Annotated in this window: 14 protein-coding genes; all 14 read left to right on the top strand. The window is 70.8% G+C overall.

The genetic code is table 11. The features are described 5' to 3' along the window. Positions 1-34 precede the first annotated feature (34 nt). The 14 genes from purU (at position 35) to ABD268_RS05430 (ending at position 19126) form a co-directional block, all read left to right on the top strand. Entirely contained in the window at positions 35-889 is an 855-nt protein-coding gene (purU, locus tag ABD268_RS05495) for a formyltetrahydrofolate deformylase (RefSeq protein WP_344149190.1), read from the top strand. Between the two features lie 36 nt (positions 890-925). Further along, the gene (locus ABD268_RS05490) at positions 926-1699 is read left to right on the top strand and encodes an IclR family transcriptional regulator (RefSeq protein WP_344148784.1); all 774 of its coding nucleotides are present in this window, start codon (positions 926-928) and stop codon (positions 1697-1699) included. Positions 1700-2036: 337 nt separating this feature from the next. Further along, positions 2037-3506: an aldehyde dehydrogenase family protein gene (locus ABD268_RS05485; RefSeq protein ID WP_344148781.1), complete on the top strand. Its 1470-nt coding sequence runs from the start codon at positions 2037-2039 to the stop codon at positions 3504-3506. A 27-nt stretch (positions 3507-3533) separates the two neighbouring features. Continuing rightward, complete coding sequence (gene betA / locus ABD268_RS05480; protein ID WP_344148778.1) at positions 3534-5249, top strand: choline dehydrogenase; 1716 nt, start codon at positions 3534-3536, stop codon at positions 5247-5249. Continuing rightward, positions 5246-6337 (top strand): quaternary amine ABC transporter ATP-binding protein, encoded by a 1092-nt coding sequence (locus ABD268_RS05475; protein WP_344148775.1) that lies wholly within the window; start codon positions 5246-5248, stop codon positions 6335-6337. Before betA ends, ABD268_RS05475 begins: the two co-directional genes overlap by 4 nt. After that, positions 6337-8472 carry an ABC transporter permease gene (locus tag ABD268_RS05470; protein ID WP_344148773.1) on the top strand — a complete coding sequence of 712 codons (2136 nt, stop codon included), beginning with the start codon at positions 6337-6339 and terminating at the stop codon, positions 8470-8472. Before ABD268_RS05475 ends, ABD268_RS05470 begins: the two co-directional genes overlap by 1 nt. 52 nt (positions 8473-8524) lie before the next feature. Then, positions 8525-9538 (top strand): ABC transporter substrate-binding protein, encoded by a 1014-nt coding sequence (locus ABD268_RS05465; protein WP_344148770.1) that lies wholly within the window; start codon positions 8525-8527, stop codon positions 9536-9538. A gap of 147 nt (positions 9539-9685) precedes the next feature. Then, positions 9686-12238, top strand: coding sequence for a GcvT family protein (locus ABD268_RS05460; RefSeq protein ID WP_344148767.1), 2553 nt, complete (start codon positions 9686-9688; stop codon positions 12236-12238). An 85-nt stretch (positions 12239-12323) separates the two neighbouring features. Next, positions 12324-13109 carry an electron transfer flavoprotein subunit beta/FixA family protein gene (locus ABD268_RS05455; RefSeq protein ID WP_344148764.1) on the top strand — a complete coding sequence of 262 codons (786 nt, stop codon included), beginning with the start codon at positions 12324-12326 and terminating at the stop codon, positions 13107-13109. Further along, positions 13106-14083, top strand: coding sequence for an electron transfer flavoprotein subunit alpha/FixB family protein (locus ABD268_RS05450; protein ID WP_344148761.1), 978 nt, complete (start codon positions 13106-13108; stop codon positions 14081-14083). Before ABD268_RS05455 ends, ABD268_RS05450 begins: the two co-directional genes overlap by 4 nt. A 131-nt stretch (positions 14084-14214) precedes the next feature. Next, the gene (locus ABD268_RS05445) at positions 14215-15438 is read left to right on the top strand and encodes a M15 family metallopeptidase (protein WP_344148758.1); all 1224 of its coding nucleotides are present in this window, start codon (positions 14215-14217) and stop codon (positions 15436-15438) included. Positions 15439-15459: 21 nt separating this feature from the next. After that, positions 15460-16440, top strand: a complete 981-nt coding sequence (locus ABD268_RS05440) for an NADPH:quinone oxidoreductase family protein (RefSeq protein WP_344148755.1) — start codon at positions 15460-15462, stop codon at positions 16438-16440. Between the two features lie 67 nt (positions 16441-16507). Beyond that, positions 16508-18460 carry a M13 family metallopeptidase gene (locus ABD268_RS05435; protein ID WP_344148752.1) on the top strand — a complete coding sequence of 651 codons (1953 nt, stop codon included), beginning with the start codon at positions 16508-16510 and terminating at the stop codon, positions 18458-18460. A 123-nt stretch (positions 18461-18583) separates the two neighbouring features. After that, positions 18584-19126 carry a hypothetical protein gene (locus tag ABD268_RS05430; RefSeq protein ID WP_344148749.1) on the top strand — a complete coding sequence of 181 codons (543 nt, stop codon included), beginning with the start codon at positions 18584-18586 and terminating at the stop codon, positions 19124-19126. The last annotated feature ends 36 nt before the right edge of the window (positions 19127-19162 follow it).

Raw genomic sequence — 19162 nt, 5'->3', positions numbered from 1 at the left:
CAGCTCATCGAACGCCGTGTCCCCCAACGCCAGCATGCCGGCCGGCGACTTCGTCCTGGTCCTCGACTGCCCGGACCGCCCGGGCATCGTGCACGCCGTCTCCGCCTTCCTGCTCGAGCACGGCGGCAACATCCTGGAGAGCCAGCAGTTCGGGGACGTCGACACCGGCCGGTTCTTCATGCGCATCGACTTCGTGACCGCGGGGCCGACGCTGGTCGAGCAGCTGCGCGCCGACTTCGTCGAGATCGCCGCCCGGTTCCAGATGCGCTACGAGCTGTGGGACGCGGAGGCGCCGTACCGCACGCTGATCATGGTCAGCAAGCACCTGCACTGCCTCAACGACCTGCTGTTCCGGCACAGCACCGGCGCGCTGCAGATCGACATCCCGGTCGTGGTCTCCAACCACCCCGACGCCGAGGCGCTGGTGCGCTCCTACGGGCTGGACTTCGCGCACGTCCCGGTGACGCCCGAGACCAAGCCCGCCGCGGAGGCCGAGCTGCTGCGTCTGGTCAAGGAGCACGACGTCGACCTGGTGGTCCTGGCCCGCTACATGCAGGTGCTCTCCGACGACCTGTGCCGTGAGCTGAGCGGCCGGGCGATCAACATCCACCACTCGTTCCTGCCGAGCTTCAAGGGCGCCAAGCCCTACCACCAGGCCTACGACCGGGGCGTGAAGCTGGTCGGCGCGACCGCCCACTACGTGACGGGCGACCTCGACGAGGGGCCGATCATCGAGCAGGACGTGATCCGGGTGGACCACAACCACACCCGGGAGCAGCTGGTCGCGGCCGGCCGCGACGTCGAGGCGCAGGTGCTCTCGCGGGCCGTGCGCTGGCACTCGGAGTCCCGGGTGCTGCTCAACGGGCACCGCACCGTCGTCTTCCGCTGACTGGCGGTGTTGCGTGGTGCGGCTTAGCGTTGCGCCATGAGCAACGCAGGCGAGGTCAACGGCGGGGTCCAGTCCGTCGACCGGGCGCTGACCATCCTGGAGGTGCTCGCCCGCATCGGCGAGGCCGGCGTCACCGAGGTCGCCGCGGAGCTCGGGGTCCACAAGAGCACCGCCTTCCGGCTGGTGACCACGCTGGAGGCGCACCGGCTCGTCGAGCAGACCGCCGAGCGGGGCAAGTACCGCCTCGGCGTGGGGATCCTGCGGCTGGCCGGCGCCACGACCGCCCGGCTCGACCTGGTCCAGGAGGCCCGGCCGGTCTGCCGCCAGCTCGCCGCCGACACCGGGGAGACCGTGAACATCGCGGTGCTCTCGGAGAGCTCGGCGCTCTACCTGGACCAGGTCGCCGGCAGCTCGGCCCTCCAGCCGCACAACTGGGTGGGCCAGCACATCCCGCTGCATGCCACCAGCAACGGCAAGGTGCTGCTCAGCGGGCTGGACGACGCGGCCCTGGACGGGGTGCTCGGCGGCCTGTCGCGCTACACCGCGGTGACGATCACCCAGAAGTCGCGGCTGCGTGAGGAGGTCAAGCTCGTCCGCGAGCAGGGGTACGCCGTGGCCGTGGACGAGCTCGAGGTGGGGCTCACCGCGGCGGCCGCGCCGATCCGCAACGCCCACGGTGACGTCATCGCCTCGCTCAGTGTCTCCGGTCCGACCTTCCGGCTCACGTCCGAGCGGGTCGAGGGAGTGATCCCGCTGCTGGTGGACGCGGCGCTGGAGGTCTCCCACCGCCTCGGCTGGGGCCACCGCTGACCCACGACCCATGCCGAGGCGGCGCAGTTTGACGCCCCAGGAAGGCCGAGTCGGCGCAGTTTGACGCCGGCTCGTGGGATCCGGGTCGAGCCGAACGGTGAAGCTGCGCCGACTCGACGGGATGACGGCGTACAACTGCGCCGACTCGGCAGGGCCGCAGGGTGAAACTGCGCCGACTCGGCCTGGTCCTGGGGGTCGCTGCGTGCCTCACCTTGGTCACGTGTGACCGAAAGTCCTTGACGTGACACCTGGGACCGCAGCATTCTCGGAATGTTCCACCGGTTGCGACTGAGGGAACTCGTTGCGGAGGACGCAACGCAGGTGCGGAGGGTGGCCTATGCCGGAGCTCTACGTCGACGGGGTGTGGTTGAACGCGCGCTCGGGAGCGCGGCGCGAGATCCGGTGCCCGGCCGACGGGAGCCTGGTCGCCGAGGTCGACGAGGCCGGGGCTGAGGACACCGCGGCCGCGATCACCGCCGCCCACCGCGCCTTCCACGAGGGACCGTGGCCGCGCACGTCCGCGCGGGAGCGCGGCGACCTGCTGCTGCGCCTGGCCGACCTGCTGGAGCGCGACACCGCCGTCGTCGCCGAGCTCGAGTCCCGCGACACCGGCAAGCGCCTCGTCGAGAGCGAGTACGACGTCGCCGACGTGGTCTCGGTCTTCCGTCACTACGGGCGGGTGGCCGCGGAGGAGTCCGGGCGGGTCGTCGACACCGGGAACCCCGACGTGGTCAGCCGGATCGTGCACGAGCCGGTCGGCGTCTGCGGCCTGATCACGCCGTGGAACTACCCCCTGCTCCAGGTCTCGTGGAAGGTCGCGCCCTGCCTCGCGGCGGGCAACACGTTCGTGCTCAAGCCCAGCGAGATCACGCCGCACAGCGCCATCCACCTGATGCGCCTGCTCGAGGAGGCCGGCCTCCCCGCCGGCGTCGGCAACCTCGTGCTCGGCGCGGGGGCGGCCGCCGGTGCCCCGCTCTCGGCGGACCCGCGGGTCGACCTGGTGTCCTTCACGGGTGGCCTGGCCACGGGCAAGGCGATCATGGCCTCCGCGGCGGCCAGCGTGAAGAAGGTGGCGCTGGAGCTCGGCGGCAAGAACCCGAACATCGTCTTCGCGGACGCCGACCTCGAGGTGGCGCTGGACTTCGCGCTGACCGCGGTCTTCCTGCACTCCGGCCAGGTCTGCTCGGCCGGCGCCCGCCTGCTGGTCGAGGAGTCGGTCCACGACGAGCTCGTCGACGCCGTCGTCGAGCGCGCCGGCCGGATCCGGCTCGGGGGCCCCTTCGACGACAAGGCCGAGACCGGTCCGCTGACCAGCGCCGCGCACCGCGAGAAGGTCGAGCGGTACGTCGCTGACGGGCTCGCGGAGGGCGCCGTACTGCGCTGCGGCGGAGCCCGCCCCGACGACCCCGCCCTCGCCGACGGCTTCTACTACCTGCCGACCGTGCTGGACCGCTGCACCAGCGCGATGTCGGTGACCCAGGACGAGTCCTTCGGCCCGGTGCTCACCGTCGAGACCTTCCGCACCGAGGACGAGGCGGTCGCGATCGCCAACGACAGCATCTACGGGCTCGCCGGGGCGGTGTGGACCCGGGACGCCGGCCGGGCCGAACGGGTCGCGGCGGGGCTGCGGATGGGCACCGTCTGGATCAACGACTACCACCCCTACGTGCCGCAGGCCGAGTGGGGCGGCTACAAGCAGTCCGGAATCGGTCGGGAGCTCGGGAGCGCCGGGCTGGAGGAGTACCGCGAGACCAAGCACGTGTGGCACAACATTCGTCCAGCCGTCCAGGGCTGGTTCCACGGCTAGCTCGGGGCTGTTCCGGGAGGAGGGTGCATGAGCGACGACCGGTACGACGTCGTCATCGTCGGCGGTGGCTCGGCGGGGTGCGCCCTGGCGAACCGGCTCTCCGCCGACCCCGGCACCCGCGTGCTGGTGCTCGAGGCCGGTCGCTCCGACCTGAAGCTGGACCCGTTCATCCACATGCCCGCGGCGCTGCCGATCCCGATCGGCAACCGCCTCTACGACTGGAAGTACGAGACCGATCCCGAGCCGCACATGAACGGCCGGCGCATCTTCCACGCCCGCGGGAAGGTCCTCGGCGGGTCGAGCAGCATCAACGGGATGATCTTCCAGCGGGGCAACCCGATGGACTACGAGCGGTGGGGCCGGGAGCCGGGCATGGAGGCCTGGGACTACCTGCACTGCCTGCCGTACTTCAAGAAGATGGAGACCGTCCTCCTCGAGGACGGCGCCAACGGCGCCGACGACTGGCGCGGCGGCTCCGGCCCGCTGGTGGTCGAGCGCGGCCCGGCGGCCAACCCGCTCTTCGGGGCCTTCTTCCAGGCCGCGCAGGAGGCGGGCTACCCGCTGACCGACGACGTCAACGGCTACCGCCAGGAGGGGTTCGCCAAGTTCGACCGCAACGTCCATCGCGGCCGCCGGCTCTCCGCGGCCCGGGCCTACCTGCACCCGGTCCGCGCCCGCAAGAACCTCCGGGTCGAGACGCTGGCGTTCGTCACCGGGGTGCGCTTCCAGGGCAAGCGGGCGGTCGGGGTCGACTACCTGCGCGGCGGCCGGCTGCACCGCAGCGTGACCGCCGGCGAGGTGATCCTGTGCGGCGGCGCCATCAACACCCCGCAGCTGCTGCAGCTCTCCGGCGTCGGTGACCAGACGCTGCTGCGCAACCAGGGCGTCGACGTCGTCCACCACCTGCCCGGGGTCGGCGAGAACCTCCAGGACCACCTCGAGGTCTACATCCAGTACGCCTCCAAGCTGCCGGTCTCGATCGCCCCCGGCCTGCGCTGGCGGGCCCGCCCCAAGATCGCCTACGACTGGCTCTTCCACCGCTCCGGGCTGGGCGCCACCAACCACTTCGAGGGTGGCGGCTTCGCCCGCAGCAACGAGGACGTGGACTACCCCAACCTGATGTTCCACTTCCTGCCCGTCGCGATCCGGTACGACGGCTCGTCCCCGACGAAGGGCCACGGCTACCAGGTCCACATCGGCCCGATGTACGCCGACACCCGGGGCTGGGTGCGGATCCGGTCCCGGGACCCCCGCGTGCACCCCTCGATGCAGTTCAACTACCTCTCCACGCCCAACGACAAGCGGGAGTGGGTGGAGGCGGTCCGGGTCGCCCGCGACATCCTCAACCAGCCGGCGTTCGCGCCCTACAACGACGGCGAGCTGTCGCCCGGGCCCTCGGTGAGCACCGACGAGGAGATCCTCGACTGGGTGCGCCGGGACGCCGAGACGGCCCTGCACCCCTCGTGCACCGCGAAGATGGGCGTGGACGAGGCGGCGGTCGTCGACCCCGCCACCATGCGCGTCCACGGCACCGAGGGCCTGCGCGTCGTCGACGCCTCGGTCTTCCCGTTCGTCACCAACGGCAACATCTACGCGCCGGTGATGATGGTCGCCGAGAAGGCCGCCGACCTGATCGCCGGCAACACCCCGCTCCCGGCGGCCACCGTGCCCTGGTACCGCTTCCGCGACGGCACCCCCCTCTATCCGCCCGGCGACAGCCGCAACTCGGAGGATCGATCATGACCACCTCGACCACCCCTCCCGCTCAGCCCGCCCAGCCGTCCGCGAGCGCGGTCGACCGGAGCGGTGAGACCCCCGCGGTCCACGTGGAGGGACTCTGGAAGATCTTCGGTCCCCGGGCCGACAAGATCATGGCCTCCGAGGACTCCCAGCTCTCGCGCAAGGAGCTGCAGGAGAAGACCGGCCACGTGGTCGGCGTCCGTGACGTCTCCTTCGACGTCGCGCCCGGTGAGGTGTTCGTCGTGATGGGCCTCTCCGGGTCCGGGAAGTCGACCCTGGTGCGCCTGCTGACCCGGCTCATCGAGCCCACAGCCGGGGTGATCGAGCTGTTCGGCGAGGACATCACCGCGATGTCCGAACGGGACCTGCTGGAGACCCGGCGCCGCAAGGTGTCCATGGTCTTCCAGCACTTCGGGCTGCTGCCGCACCGCAAGGTCGTCGACAACATCGCCTTCGGCCTCGAGGTGCGGGGCGAGCACAAGGGCGAGCGGCGCAACCGCGCCCAGGAGATGATCGACCTCGTCGGCCTCAGCGGCTACGAGAACAACTTCCCCGACCAGCTGTCGGGCGGCATGCAGCAGCGCGTCGGCCTGGCCCGGGCGCTGGCCGCGAACCCCGAGATCATGATGTTCGACGAGCCGTTCTCGGCCCTTGACCCGCTGATCCGCCGGGACATGCAGATCGAGGTCATCCGGCTGCACGAAGAGGTCGGCAAGACGATGGTGTTCATCACCCACGACCTCGCGGAGGCGCTCAAGCTCGGCGACCGGATCCTGATCATGCGCGACGGCGCGGTCGTGCAGATGGGCACCCCCGACGAGGTGGTCGGTGCCCCGGCCGACGACTACGTGCGCGACTTCGTCAGTGACGTGCCGAAGTCTCACGTGCTCACCCTGAAGTGGGTCATGCGCCAGCCGAACGGCCAGGAGCTGGACGGCCCCGTCCTCCAGTCCGACCAGATCGTGCGCGACGCCGCCCGGGCGGTCCTGGACCACCACGGCCCGTGCCGCGTGGTCGAGGGCGACAAGCTGGTCGGGGTGGTCGACGACCAGGACATCCTGCGGGTCGTGGTCGCGGAGGACGAGGACTGATGGCCACCACGACGCTCCCCCCGGGCGGGCCCCCGGCCTCCACCACCTCCAAGGAGCAGCAGCCGTACGTCGAGCTGGGCCGCAAGCGGCACACCGGGTGGAAGCTGTTGGGAGTCCTGGTCTTCTGGCTGGTCTGCTACCAGCTCTGGAAGGGCGAGTGGACCAAGGCCCTCGGGTTCCAGGACACGACCGAGCTTCACGACAAGTTCAACGAGGCCCGGGACTGGGTCCAGCTGGAGGGGCAGGACAACTGGTTCTTCGGGGGCGTGCTCGGCTGGATCGGTGACAGCCTGACCTCGCTGGTCGAGTTCTTCCAGGAGCTGATCAGCATCCCGGCCTTCCCGCGCCCGGTCCCCGAGATCGGCTGGCTGGGCGTGATCGCGATCGCGGTCTGGGTGACCTACGTGATCGCCGGGGTCCGGTCGACGATCCTGGTGACCCTGGCGATGCTCTCCTTCGGCGTCGTCGGCCTGTGGCCCGACAGCATGGACACCCTGATCATCACCCTGCTGTCGGTCGTCTTCTGCATCGTCATCGGCATCCCGGTCGGGATCCTGATGGCGCGCAACAAGGTGGCCTCCGCGGGCATCACCCCGGTCCTCGACCTGATGCAGACGGTGCCGGCGTTCTGCTACCTCGCCCCATTGGCGCTGTTCTTCGGCATCGGGGCGGGGACGGCGGTCATCCTCACGTTCATCTACGCGCTGCCGCCGGTCGTCCGGATCACCGAGCACGGGATCCGCTCGGTCTCCTCCACCACCATCGAGGCCGCGGAGTCCATGGGGCTGACCCGTCGCCAGATGCTCCAGCAGGTGCAGCTGCCGATGGCCAAGCGGACCATCGTGGTCGGCATCAACCAGTGCACGATGGCGGCCCTGTCCATGGCGACGATCGCCGCGCTGGTCAACGGCCCCGGCCTCGGCAAGCCCGTCGTGGCCGCCCTCCAGATCCAGAACGTCGGCGCCGCCTCCGTGGCCGGCCTCGCCATCGTGGCGATGGCGATCATGCTCGACCGGACCACGACGGCGGCGAGCGAGCGGGGGGCCAACCGTGGCCGCTCGAACGTGGCCTCGGTCAGCGGTCCCGGCGTCATGCTCTCCGGGGTCGTGCTCGAGCACCTGCCACGGTGGGCCACCGAGGAGGCCGGGAAGGGCCAGCGGCGGCCGCGGCTCACCACGGCTGGCCGGTGGCTGATCAACGGCGCGCTGTTCATCCCGGTCGTCATCGCGATCGTGCTCTCGCGCCAGCGCGTCAACCTCGCGGACTTCCCCGACGTGAGCGACACGCCGGTCCTGAAGTGGTTCAGCGGGCCCGAGCTCACCAAGTCCATCAACGACTTCACCGACTGGTTCGTGAGCCACGTCGACTCGTTCACCATCGCCCTGAAGGACGACGTGACGAACTGGATCCTCAACCCGTTCCAGGACCTGCTCGCCGAGTCGCCGTGGTGGACGATGGCCATCGTGCTGCTGGCGGTGGCCGCGATCCTCGGTGGCTGGCGTCCGACCGTGATCACCGCGGTGTGCCTGGGGATCATCTACGCCACCGGCCTGTGGCACGACTCCATGGTCACGCTGTCGATGACCCTGATCGCGACGGCGCTGGTGATGCTGATTGCGGTCGTGCTCGGCGTCGCGATGGGTCGCAACCGCAAGGCCGACGTGTCGATCCGACCATTCCTGGACGCCTTCCAGACGATCCCGCCCTTCGTCTACCTGGTGCCGGCGCTGGCGCTCTTCACGGCGAGCCGGTTCACCGCGATCGTCGCGGCGATGGCGTACGCCGTACCCATTGCCACGAAGCTCGTGGCCGACGGCATCCGGGGGGTCTCGCCGACGACCGTCGAGGCGGCCCGGGCCAACGGCGCCACCGCTTGGCAGATGATCACGAAGGTCCAGCTGCCCATGTCGCGCGAGGCGCTGGTGCTGGCGACCAACCAGGGCCTGCTCTACGTGCTGTCGATGGTGGTCATCGGCGGCATGGTCGGCGGCGGAAGCCTCGGCTACATCGTGGTCTCGGGGTTCTCGCAGGTCGAGCTGTTCGGCAAGGGCCTGGCCGCCGGCATCGCGATCGCCGCGATGGGCGTGATGCTCGACCGGATCGCACGGTACGCCGCGGCGCGCTACGGGCGGTGACACAGACTTCCCCTGCGCGGACGGTGTGGGGGGCGAAGAGAGGAACAGAGGAATGGCACGAGCACTACGCCGCACCCGGCTCGCCGTCCTTGCCGCCGTCGTGGGCCTCGCGCTTGCGGCTTGTGGGGGAAGCGACATCAAGGAGTCCTCCTCGGGGAGCGGGGACTGTGGAGACCTGAACATCGCGGTGAACCCGTGGACGGGCTACGTCTCCAACGCACACGTCATCGGCTACGTGGCGCAGACCAGGCTCGGCTGCAACGTGACCTACCCCGACGTCAAGGAGGAGGTCGGCTGGCAGGGCATGGCCGACGGCTCCATCGACACCATCGTCGAGAACTGGGGCCACGAGTCCCTGGTCAAGAAGTACATCGACGAGCAGGGCACGGTGCAGGACGCCGGCCTGACGGGCAACGAGGGCATCATCGGCTGGTTCGTGCCGCAGTGGATGGCGGACAAGTACCCCGACATCACCGACTGGAAGAACCTCAACAAGTACGCCGACATGTTCCAGACCTCGGAGTCCGGCGACAAGGGGCAGCTGCTCGACGGTGACCCGTCGTACGTCACCAACGACGAGGCCCTGGTCAAGAACCTGGACCTGAACTACCAGGTCGTCGTCGGTGGCAGCGAGGCCGCCCTGCTGCAGAGCTTCCGGTCCGCGCAGGAGAACAAGACGGCGCTGCTGGCCTACTTCTACACCCCGCAGTGGTACGCCGAGGTCGACGGTCAGTCGACGCCCGGGGTCACGGACCCGATCCAGATCGCCCACGTGAAGCTGCCGCCCTACACCAAGGGCTGTGACTCCGACCCGGCAAAGGTCGACTGCGACTACCCGCCGTACCACCTGAACAAGCTCATATCGACCGACTTCGCGAAGTCCGGCTCGCCGGCGGTCGACCTGATCAAGAACTTCAACTGGACGAACGAGGACCAGAACCTGGTCTCGAGCTACATCGGCCAGGACGGCATGTCGCCGGACGACGCCGCCAAGAAGTGGGTGGAGGACAACCCGGACAAGGTCGACGCCTGGCTCCAGGGCACCGGCGCGTCCTCGTCGTCGTGAACACCTGACCGGGGCTCCGCGCCCGACGAGCTCGTGCCCGGCCGGGCCATTGACACCCCGGCCGGGCACGGGTGATTCTAGGGGTGTCTCGCATCACGCACAGCGTTGCGCATAACGCAACACCCGGACAGACCTCGGGAGAGGCTCATGGCAGAGGTTCCCACCACCGCACGGGTGGTCGTCATCGGCGCCGGCATCGTCGGCAACAGCCTGGTCCACCACCTCGCACGGCTGGGGTGGCGCGACATCGTCCAGATCGACAAGGGAGCGCTGCCCAACCCGGGCGGCTCGACCGGCCACGCGTCCAACTTCATCTTCCCGGTGGACCACTCCCGGGAGATCACGGACCTGACGCTCGACTCGGTGCGGCAGTACCAGGAGATGGGCGTCTTCACGCAGTCCGGCGGCTTCGAGCTCGCCCGCACACCGGAGCGGATGGAGGAGCTGCGACGCCGGATGTCGAGCGCGAAGGCGTGGGGCATCGAGTCCGAGCTCGTGGACCCTGCGTTCGTGAAGGAGAAGGTGCCGTTCATCGAGACCGACCAGTTCATCGGCGCGTTCTGGACCCCGAGCGTCGGCGTGGTCGACTCGCTGCGCGCGGGCACGATCATGCGCGAGAAGGCCCTGGAGTCCGGCTCGCTGACCGTCGTACCCACCGTGGAGGTGACCGGCCTCGACACCGAGGAGGGGCCGGGCGGCAGCCGCAGGATCACGCGGGTGCGCACCACCGGCGGCGACATCGAGGCCGAGGTGGTCGTGATCGCCTGCGGCGTCTGGAGCCCCAAGATCGGCGACATGGCCGGCATCAGCATCCCGCTGACGCCCGCGGTGCACCAGATGATCAGCGTGGGTCCCTGCCCGCAGCTGGCCGAGCGCGAGGGCGAGATCTCCTTCCCGATCGTCCGGGACATGGACACCTTCTGCTACGAGCGCCAGCACGGCGCCGACATGGAGGTCGGCTCCTACGCCCACCGAGCGATCCTGCACGAGCCGGAGGACATCCCCTCGATCGAGCAGGCCAAGCTGTCGCCGACCGAGATGCCGTTCACCTCCGACGACTTCGACCCCCAGCTCGAGCAGGCCTACGAGCTGATGCCCGAGCTGCTCGGGGCCGAGGGCGCGGAGATGCGCTACGCCATCAACGGCCTGCTCTCGCTGACCTGTGACGGCAACCCGATCCTGGGCGAGAGCCTGGTCAAGGGGCTGTGGACCGCGGCCGCGGTGTGGATCAAGGAGGGCCCCGGCGTCGGCCGCGCGGTCGCGGAGTGGATGACCCACGGTCACTCCGAGATCGACGTCTCGGCGAGCGACATCGCCCGCTTCCACCCGCACCAGATGCGCCGCGAGCACACCCGGCTGCGGACCACCGAGTCGTTCATCAAGACCTACGGGATCATCCACCCGGCCGAGCAGTACGAGTCCGACCGCGACCAGCGCCTCGCGCCGATGCACGAGTCCCAGAAGAAGCTGGGCGCGTTCTTCTACGAGACCGCCGGCTGGGAGCGGCCGCACTGGTACGAGTCCAACGCCGGGCTGCTCGAGGAGTACGGCGACGCCGTGATGCCGCGCGAGCACGAGTGGGACTCGCGCTGGTGGAGCCCCATCATCAACGCCGAGCACCTGCGGATGCGGGAGGCCGCCGGCGTCATCGACCTCACGGCGTTCTGCATCTTCGACATCACCGGTCCGGGCGCCCTCGACGCCGTCCAGCGCACCTGCGTCGCCCAGTGCGACGTACCGGTCGGCAAGGTCATCTACACGCCGGTGCTGGACCCCAAGGGCGGCTTCCGCTCCGACCTCACCGTCATGCGCCTGGGCTCGGCTGGTTCCGGGGGAGAACACTTCCGGGTCGTCACCGGCGGCGCGCACGGCATGGCCGACCGGAAGTGGTTCGCCGACCAGCTGCCGGCCGACGGTGCGACCACCCTGACCGACCTCACCTCCGAGGTCTCGACCATCGGGCTGTGGGGCCCGCGGGCCCGCGACATCCTGGCCTCCTTGACCGGCGCGGACGTGTCGGACGGCGGGTTCGGCTTCCTGACCTGCCGCGAGCTGCCGCTGCGCACCGGGTCGGGCGAGACGACGGTGCTGGCGTCGCGGATCTCCTACGTCGGCGAGCTCGGCTGGGAGCTCTACGTGCCGTTCGACGCGGCGGCGGAGGTCTGGGACACGCTGCTCGAGGCGGGCGCGCCGCACGGCGCGGTGCCGGTCGGCATCGGCGTCTACGGCACCACCGGCCGGATCGAGAAGGGCTACCGCGCCTTCGGCTTCGAGCTCGACGGCGAGCGCACCATCGTCGAGGCCGGGATGCAGCGGCCGAAGGTGAAGGCCGCCGACTTCATCGGCAAGGAGGCCTACCTGCGGCAGCGCGAGGAGGCTCCCGAGACGGTGCTGTGCACGCTCACGGTCGACGACCACACCTCGGCCGGCGGGATGAAGCGCTACATGCTCGGCGGGGAGCCGATCCTCACCCGCGACGGGGGCACGCTCACCGACGGCCACGGGCACCACCCCTACGTCACCACCGCCGGCTCCGCGCCGTCGCTGGGCAAGCACCTGCTGATGGCCTACCTGCCGCCCGACCAGGCGGTGCTCGGCAACCAGCTCGCCGTGTCGTACATGGAGGAGCTCTACCCCGTCACCGTCGGCTCGGTCGACGCGACCGGGCTCCTCGACCCCGCCAACGAGCGGATCCGATGAACACCCCACGACCTTCTTCTCCTCCCCCGCTTCGCTCCTCCGTCGAACAACGCCGCGGGGACCCCGTCCGTCTCAGGAGGCTGCCTTGACTTCGGTACTGGTCTGCATCAAGCGGGTCGTCGACTCCTCCGGCGAGGTCGTGCTCACCGACGACGGCCAGGCGGTCGACGGCCGGTACGCCGGCTTCACCATGAGCAACCACGAGGAGTGCGCGGTCGAGCTGGCCGTCCAGGTGGCCGCCGCGACCGGCGGTCGGGCCAGCGTCCTCACGCTGGGCGACGCCGACGCCACCGAGCAGCTGCGGTCCGCCCTGGCCGTGGGGTGCACGGCGGCCACCCGCATCGAGGCCGACCCGTCCCGCTTCGGGCCGGCGGACGTCGCCCGCGAGATCGCCGCGGTGGTCCGCGACCACGCCGACGCCGGGGAGGCCCACGAGCTCGTGCTGCTCGGCAACGACGCCGCGGACAGTGGCGACTTCCAGGTCGGCATCCGGCTCGCCTACGAGCTCGGCTGGCCGGTCGTCAACGGCGTCGCCACCGTCCGCGTCGAGGACGCCCCGGATGGGCAGAGTGTCGTGGCGAGCGGGGACGGGCCCGACGGCCACGAGACCTACCGGGTGCCGCTGCCCGCCGTGGTGACGGTGCTCGAGGGGGGCGTGGAGCCGCGCTACCCGACCGTGCCGGGCCGGATGAAGGCGAAGAAGGTGCACATCGAGGAGCGCACGCCCACCGCGGAGCCGGCCGGGCCGAAGCGGGTCCGGCTGCTGCTGCCGCCGCCGGCGCCCAGCAACGTGCAGGTCCTCGGCAAGGGCCCGGAGGCCGCGCCCGCGGTGGTCGACCTCCTCGAGCGGCTGGGGGTGCTGGCCCGATGATCCTGGTCCTGGTCGAGACCGACGCGGCCGGCGCGGTCGAGGTGTCCCGCGAGTCCCTGACCTTCGCCCGCGACCTGTCCGCCGCCGGCGGGGGCGTGCCGATCGACGCCGTGGTGATCGGCTCGATGACCGACGGCCTGCGGCAGCAGCTGGCGTCGTACGGCGTCCGCACCGTGCACCACGCCGGCAGCGACGACCTCGCGGCGTTCGCCGGCGCCGCCTGGGCCGCCACCGTGCAGGCGGCCCGCGAGGCGGCCGGTTCGGTCGTGGTGATGGCGGCCGGTACGCCGCGGGGCAACGAGGTGCTCGCCCACGTCGCGGCCCGCACCGGAGTGGCGATGGCCGCCAACGTGCTGTCCTTCTCGGGCCTGTCCCCGTTCGTGGTCACCCGGCAGGTCGTGGGCGGGGCCGCGCTCGAGGAGATGCGGCTCGACCAGCGACCGGCGGTGTTCACCGTGGCCGGGCACGCGGTGGAGCCGTCCCCGGCGCCGACCCCGGGCGAGGCCACGGTCGTCGAGTGCCGGCCGGCGCTGACCGAGGCGGACCTGGTGGCCCGCGTGGTCTCGACCGACGAGCCCGAGCCGGACCTGTCCGGCAGCCTGAAGTCCGCGCGGGTGGTCGTCGGGGCCGGGCGCGGAGCAGGAAGCGCGGACGGCTTCGCCGACATCCTCGAGCTGACCGAGCTCCTCGGTGCCTCGCTGGGCGTCTCGCGGGTGGTCACCTCGCTCGGCTGGCGGCCGCACCACGAGCAGGTCGGGCAGACCGGGAGCCGGATCTCGCCGGACCTCTACATCCCCTGCGGCATCAGCGGCGCCATCCAGCACTGGGCCGGCTGCGCCACCGCGAAGAACATCCTCGCCATCAACACCGACCCCGACGCGCCCATGGTCACCAAGGCCACCCACGCGGTGATCGGGGACCTGCACGAGGTGGTCCCCGCCATCAGCGCGGAGATCCGCCGGCGCCGCGGGTGAACCGGGCCGGGGTGTTCTGCGTGGGCGGTCAGCAGGCCACCGATCCGGTCGGGGAGACGGTGGCTGACTCACCGCCGGACGGCCAGGGTTGCGCGACGGTCCTACCCTGATCACGCGGGGAGGGGAGAGCCATGCGCGGACGGCGTGCACTGGTGGCGTTCGCGCTGCCGACGGTGCTGACGCTGGCGGCTGCCTGCACCGGCACCAACGCCGAGGAGGCCCAGGACCCGGCCACGCCCCGGACCAGCTCCGCAGCCGACCCGTCGAGCACGACGAGCAGCACCGCCGCCGCGGCCGACCCGGAGCACGCCGTCGCCCCGCCCGGCCCACGCAAGGGCGCGCTGGGCCTGGCCGACGTCCTCGTCTACACCGGTGACTCGCTGAGCGACCGGACCGTCTCGGCGATCCGCCGGCTCGACGGCGTGCAGGACGTGGAGACCCTCGCGCTTGCCCAGGTCCCGATCGAGAACAAGGTCATCACGGTGGCGGCCGTCGACCCCTCGACGTACCGCAACTTCACCCCGGCCGCGAGCGCGGAGACCCAGGAGGTGTGGGACCGCGTCGCCGGCGGCGAGCTCGCGATCAGCCCGGAGCTGAAGCGGAAGCTCCCCCTCGATGACCAGGGCTACCTGCGCCTGGGCAGCGAGAAGGACGCGTCCGTGGTGCACATCGGGGCGTTCGCGCCCCAGGTCGAGGGGGCCGTCGACGCGGTCGTCAACGACTCCTGGATCCCGACGCTGGACATGCAGCCCCGCAACGCGCTGCTGGTCACGACCGGGCAGACCGCCCCGATCTCGCTGCGCAAGCCGATCATGCGGCTGGCCGGCAAAGGGGCGTCGGTCCAGATGCTCGACGCGGTCGCCCGCTACGGCCTCGACACCAGCGTCCAGCAGACGGCGTTCCTGGTCGGCACCGTTGCCGACGCGGTCGGCACCTTCAACTACACCGTGCTGGGCGGTGGCCGGATCGCGCCCGACCCGGCCTGGGTCTCCTCGCACATCGCCACGGAGAGCGTGCCGATCCTCGGCAGCGTCACCTGCAACACGCTGATCTTCCCGCAGCTGCGGGCCGCCCTCGAGGAGGTCGTGCAGCGCGGGCTGGCCGATCGAATCCACCCCGGCGAGTACGCCGGGTGCTACTACCCGCGCTTCATCGCCGGCACGACCTCGCTGTCCAACCACTCCTTCGGGCTGGCGCTCGACCTCAACGTGCCCGGGAACCAGCGGGGCACGGCCGGCGAGATGGACCGGACGGTCGTGTCCATCTTCAAGGAGTGGGGCTTCGCCTGGGGCGGCGACTGGCACTACACGGACCCGATGCACTTCGAGATGAACGCGCTGGTCAACCCGCGCTGAGCCCCCGATAGCGTGCAGGACATGCGCGCCGTCCAGGTCATCACGCCCACCGGTCCCGCCGATCTCGAGATCCGCGACGTCGAGGAGCCCACGCCCGGCCCCGACGACGTGGTGGTGGAGGTGCACCGGGTCGGCATCTCCTTCCCGGACCTGCTGCTGAGCAAGGGCGAGTACCAGCTCAAGCCGGAGCCGCCGTTCACCCTCGGCGTCGACTTCGCCGGCACCGTGCTGCGACCCGCGGAGTCCGGGGCCGGCGGCTTCGAGGCGGGCCAGCGGGTCGCCGGCGTCGGAGCGTACGGCGGTGCCGCCGAGCGGGTCGCCACCCCCGCGATGTTCACCTTCGCGCTGCCCGAGCAGCTGTCCTTCGACGAGGGCGCCGCGCTGCCGATGAACTACCTGACCGCGCAGTTCGCGCTCGCCGAGCGCGGCGGACTGCGTGCGGGGGAGACCGTGCTGGTGCACGGCGCGGCCGGCGGCGTGGGCACCGCGACCATCCAGGTCGCGAAGGGGTACGGCGCCCGCACGATCGCCGTGGTCAGCTCCGACGAGAAGGCGGCCACGGCCAAGCGGGCCGGCGCCGACGAGACGGTGCTGCTCGACGGCTTCAAGGACGCGGTCATGGCGCTGACCGGGGGCCAGGGCGTCGACGTGGTGATGGACGTGGTCGGCGGGGACGCCTTCACCGACTCGCTGCGCGTGCTCGCGCCCCAGGGCCGGCTGCTCGTCGTCGGTTTCGCCGCCGGGCAGGGCATCCCGCAGGTCAAGGTCAACCGGCTGCTGCTCAACAACGTCGACGTCCGGGGTGTCGGCTGGGGCGCCTACGCGATGACCAGGCCGGGCTTCATGCAGCAGCAGTGGGCCGAGCTGGTCCCGATGATGGAGAGCGGCGTGGTCCGCCCGCCGGTCGGCGCGACGTACGAGATGGAGGAGCTCGGCCGGGCGCTGGTCGACATGGAGCAGCGCCGCACGCTCGGGAAGTCGGTCGTGCGCGTTCGAGACTGACCCCTTCTCGGTGGTCAGCTTGTTCTCGGTGGTCGAGCCTGTCGAGACCACAAGTTAGGGTCGGGGCGTGAGCATCCTGGATGAGGCCCGTGAGGGCATGAACCCCGACATCCGCCCGCAGGACGACCTGTTCGGGCACGTCAACGGGCGCTGGCTCGACGAGGTCGAGATCCCCTCGGACCGGTCGAGCTGGGGACCGTTCGTGCAGCTGGCGGACGCCGCCGAGGAGCAGGTGCACCGGATCATCGAGGACCTCGCCGCGGCGGTGACCCACGGTGACCAGGGCCTCGGCGAGGACGCCACCAAGATCGGCGACATCTTCGCGTCGTTCATGGACACCGAGGCGATCAACCACAAGGGGCGGCGGCCGGTCCAGCCGCTGATCGACGCGGTCGGGGGGCTGCGCGACGTGCGCGACCTCGCGGCGTTCCTCGGCGAGTTCGAGCGGATCGGCGGGCACGGGCTGTTCGGCTCCTACGTCGACACCGACGACCGCCAGTCGGACCGCTACCTCTTCCACCTCGTGCAGGGCGGCCTGGGCCTGCCCGACGAGTCGTACTACCGCGAGGACAAGTTCGCCGAGGTCCGCGAGAAGTACGTCGCCTACCTGGAGAAGCTGCTCACGCTGGCCGAGGTCGACGACGCCGCCGGCAAGGCGGCCACGGTGCTCGACATCGACACCCGCCTGGCCCGGGGGCACTGGGAGCGTGCCGAGACCCGGGACGTGCAGAAGACCTACAACCTGACGACGGCCGAGCAGCTCAAGGAGCTGTGCCCGTCGTTCGACTGGGACGCCTACGTCACCAACCTCGGCGGCAACGACCGCACCGTCGCCGAGAGCTGCGTGCGCCAGCCGTCGTACTTCGCCCACCTCTCGACGGTCCTCGACGAGGTGCCGATCGAGGACTGGAAGTCGTGGATGGTGGTCCACGTGCTGCGCTCCGCGGCGCCGTACCTCACCGACGACTTCGTCGAGACCAACTTCGACTTCTACGGCCGCACCCTCAACGGCACCCCCGAGCTGCGGGCCCGCTGGAAGCGCGGCGTCGCCCTGGTCGAGGGGGCGATCGGCGAGGCGGTCGGCAAGGAGTACGTCGCCCGGCACTTCCCGCCGAGCTCCAAGGCGATGATGGACGACCTGGTGGCCAACCTGCTCGCGGCGTACCGCGACTCGATCTCGCGCCTGGACTGGATGACCGAGGAGACCAAGCAGCGGGCCTACGAGAAGCTCGAGACCTTCAACCCGAAGATCGGCTACCCGAAGAAGTTCCGCGACTACTCCGCGCTGCACGTGCGGGCCGACGACCTGCTCGGGAACGTCGCGGCCGCCTCGGCCTTCGAGACCGACCGCCAGCTGGCCAAGATCGGGGCGCCGGTCGACCGCGACGAGTGGTTCATGCTGCCGCAGACCGTGAACGCCTACTACAACCCCGGCACCAACGAGATCTGCTTCCCGGCGGGCATCCTGCAGAAGCCGTTCTTCAGCCCGGACGCCCACCCGGCCGAGAACTACGGCGGCATCGGCGCGGTCATCGGTCACGAGATCGGCCACGGCTTCGACGACCAGGGTGCGCAGTACGACGGCGCCGGCAACCTCAACGACTGGTGGACCCCCACCGACAAGGCCGCCTTCGAGGTGAAGTCCAAGGCCCTCGTCGAGCAGTACGACGCGTTCGAGCCGCGCACCCTGCCGGGCGAGCACGTCAACGGTGCGCTGACCGTCGGCGAGAACATCGGCGACCTCGGCGGGCTCACCATCGGCCACACGGCGTTCCTGATCGCCCAGGGCGGCCAGGCCTCGGTGGAGGACCGGCAGCGGTTGTTCATGAACTGGGCCTACTGCTGGCGCACCAAGCGCCGCAAGGAGCAGGAGCTGCAGTTCCTCACCATCGACCCGCACTCGCCCGCCGAGTTCCGCGCCAACATCGTGCGCAACCTCGACGAGTTCCACGAGGTCTTCGGCACCACCGAGGGCGACGGGCTCTGGCTCGACCCCGCGGAGCGCGTCCGGATCTGGTGACCGCCGCTCCTCGCGGCTGAACCGCACGGCCGGAGGGCCGCCCCCGTCGCGGGGGCGCCCCTCCGGCCATTTGCGTGGATCCGTCTCCTTGAATCCCTCAGGTGCCGATGTAATGCTGATTACATGATTACGAACGAGATTCAGGAGCGGGTCCGCGGCTGGTTCGCCGGCCGCCTGCCCGAGGAGTGGATGGCCGACCGGCCCCGGGTCACGGTCGACCGCGAGGAGGTCACCGTCGTCCTCACCGTGCCCGACGTGGAGCTCGCCGGCGGCGCCTCCGCGGGCGAGGAGGCGCCGTCCGAGGTGGAGCTCGCCGAGGCCCGGGCCGGGCGCGCGAAGGCGTTCCGCGAGGAGACCCGCGAGCACCGCATGGAGATCGCCCGCGAGGCCCAGCACCGCTTCGAGCGGAAGGTGTCGTGGGGCGTCCGGGTCGGCGAGCGGGAGGAGCTGTGGACACACGTCGCGGCGCCCGTGATGACCCGGCTGCGGCAGCCGGAGCGGTTGGTGCTCGACACGCTCGTGGAGGCCGGCGTGGCCCGGTCCCGCTCGGAGGCGCTGTCCTGGTGCGTGCGCCTGGTCGGGCAGCACGAGGGCGACTGGCTGACCGAGCTGCGCGACGCCATGGGCGCGGTGGCCGACGTACGTGGGCGCGGCCCCGCCGCCTGAGACCCCAGAGCCCTGTGGAGGGGGTACGCCGGGTGT

The organism is Nocardioides koreensis (genome assembly GCF_039531775.1).
Taxonomy (GTDB): domain Bacteria; phylum Actinomycetota; class Actinomycetes; order Propionibacteriales; family Nocardioidaceae; genus Nocardioides; species Nocardioides koreensis.
The sequence above is the reverse complement of the archived record's forward strand: the minus strand, read 5'-3'. Positions and strand labels throughout refer to the sequence as shown.

What these genes read in the sequence shown, in the direction of transcription:
- purU (WP_344149190.1), top strand. Translation starts at nt 35, where the DNA reads ATGCCGGCCGGCGACTTCGTCCTGGTCCTCGACTGCCCGGACCGCCCG.
- ABD268_RS05485 (WP_344148781.1), top strand. Translation starts at nt 2,037, where the DNA reads ATGCCGGAGCTCTACGTCGACGGGGTGTGGTTGAACGCGCGCTCGGGA.
- ABD268_RS05445 (WP_344148758.1), top strand. Translation starts at nt 14,215, where the DNA reads ATGCGCGGACGGCGTGCACTGGTGGCGTTCGCGCTGCCGACGGTGCTG.
- ABD268_RS05440 (WP_344148755.1), top strand. Translation starts at nt 15,460, where the DNA reads ATGCGCGCCGTCCAGGTCATCACGCCCACCGGTCCCGCCGATCTCGAG.
- ABD268_RS05430 (WP_344148749.1), top strand. Translation starts at nt 18,584, where the DNA reads ATGATTACGAACGAGATTCAGGAGCGGGTCCGCGGCTGGTTCGCCGGC.
- ABD268_RS05470 (WP_344148773.1), top strand. Translation starts at nt 6,337, where the DNA reads ATGGCCACCACGACGCTCCCCCCGGGCGGGCCCCCGGCCTCCACCACC.
- ABD268_RS05465 (WP_344148770.1), top strand. Translation starts at nt 8,525, where the DNA reads ATGGCACGAGCACTACGCCGCACCCGGCTCGCCGTCCTTGCCGCCGTC.
- betA (WP_344148778.1), top strand. Translation starts at nt 3,534, where the DNA reads ATGAGCGACGACCGGTACGACGTCGTCATCGTCGGCGGTGGCTCGGCG.
- ABD268_RS05460 (WP_344148767.1), top strand. Translation starts at nt 9,686, where the DNA reads ATGGCAGAGGTTCCCACCACCGCACGGGTGGTCGTCATCGGCGCCGGC.
- ABD268_RS05490 (WP_344148784.1), top strand. Translation starts at nt 926, where the DNA reads ATGAGCAACGCAGGCGAGGTCAACGGCGGGGTCCAGTCCGTCGACCGG.
- ABD268_RS05475 (WP_344148775.1), top strand. Translation starts at nt 5,246, where the DNA reads ATGACCACCTCGACCACCCCTCCCGCTCAGCCCGCCCAGCCGTCCGCG.
- ABD268_RS05450 (WP_344148761.1), top strand. Translation starts at nt 13,106, where the DNA reads ATGATCCTGGTCCTGGTCGAGACCGACGCGGCCGGCGCGGTCGAGGTG.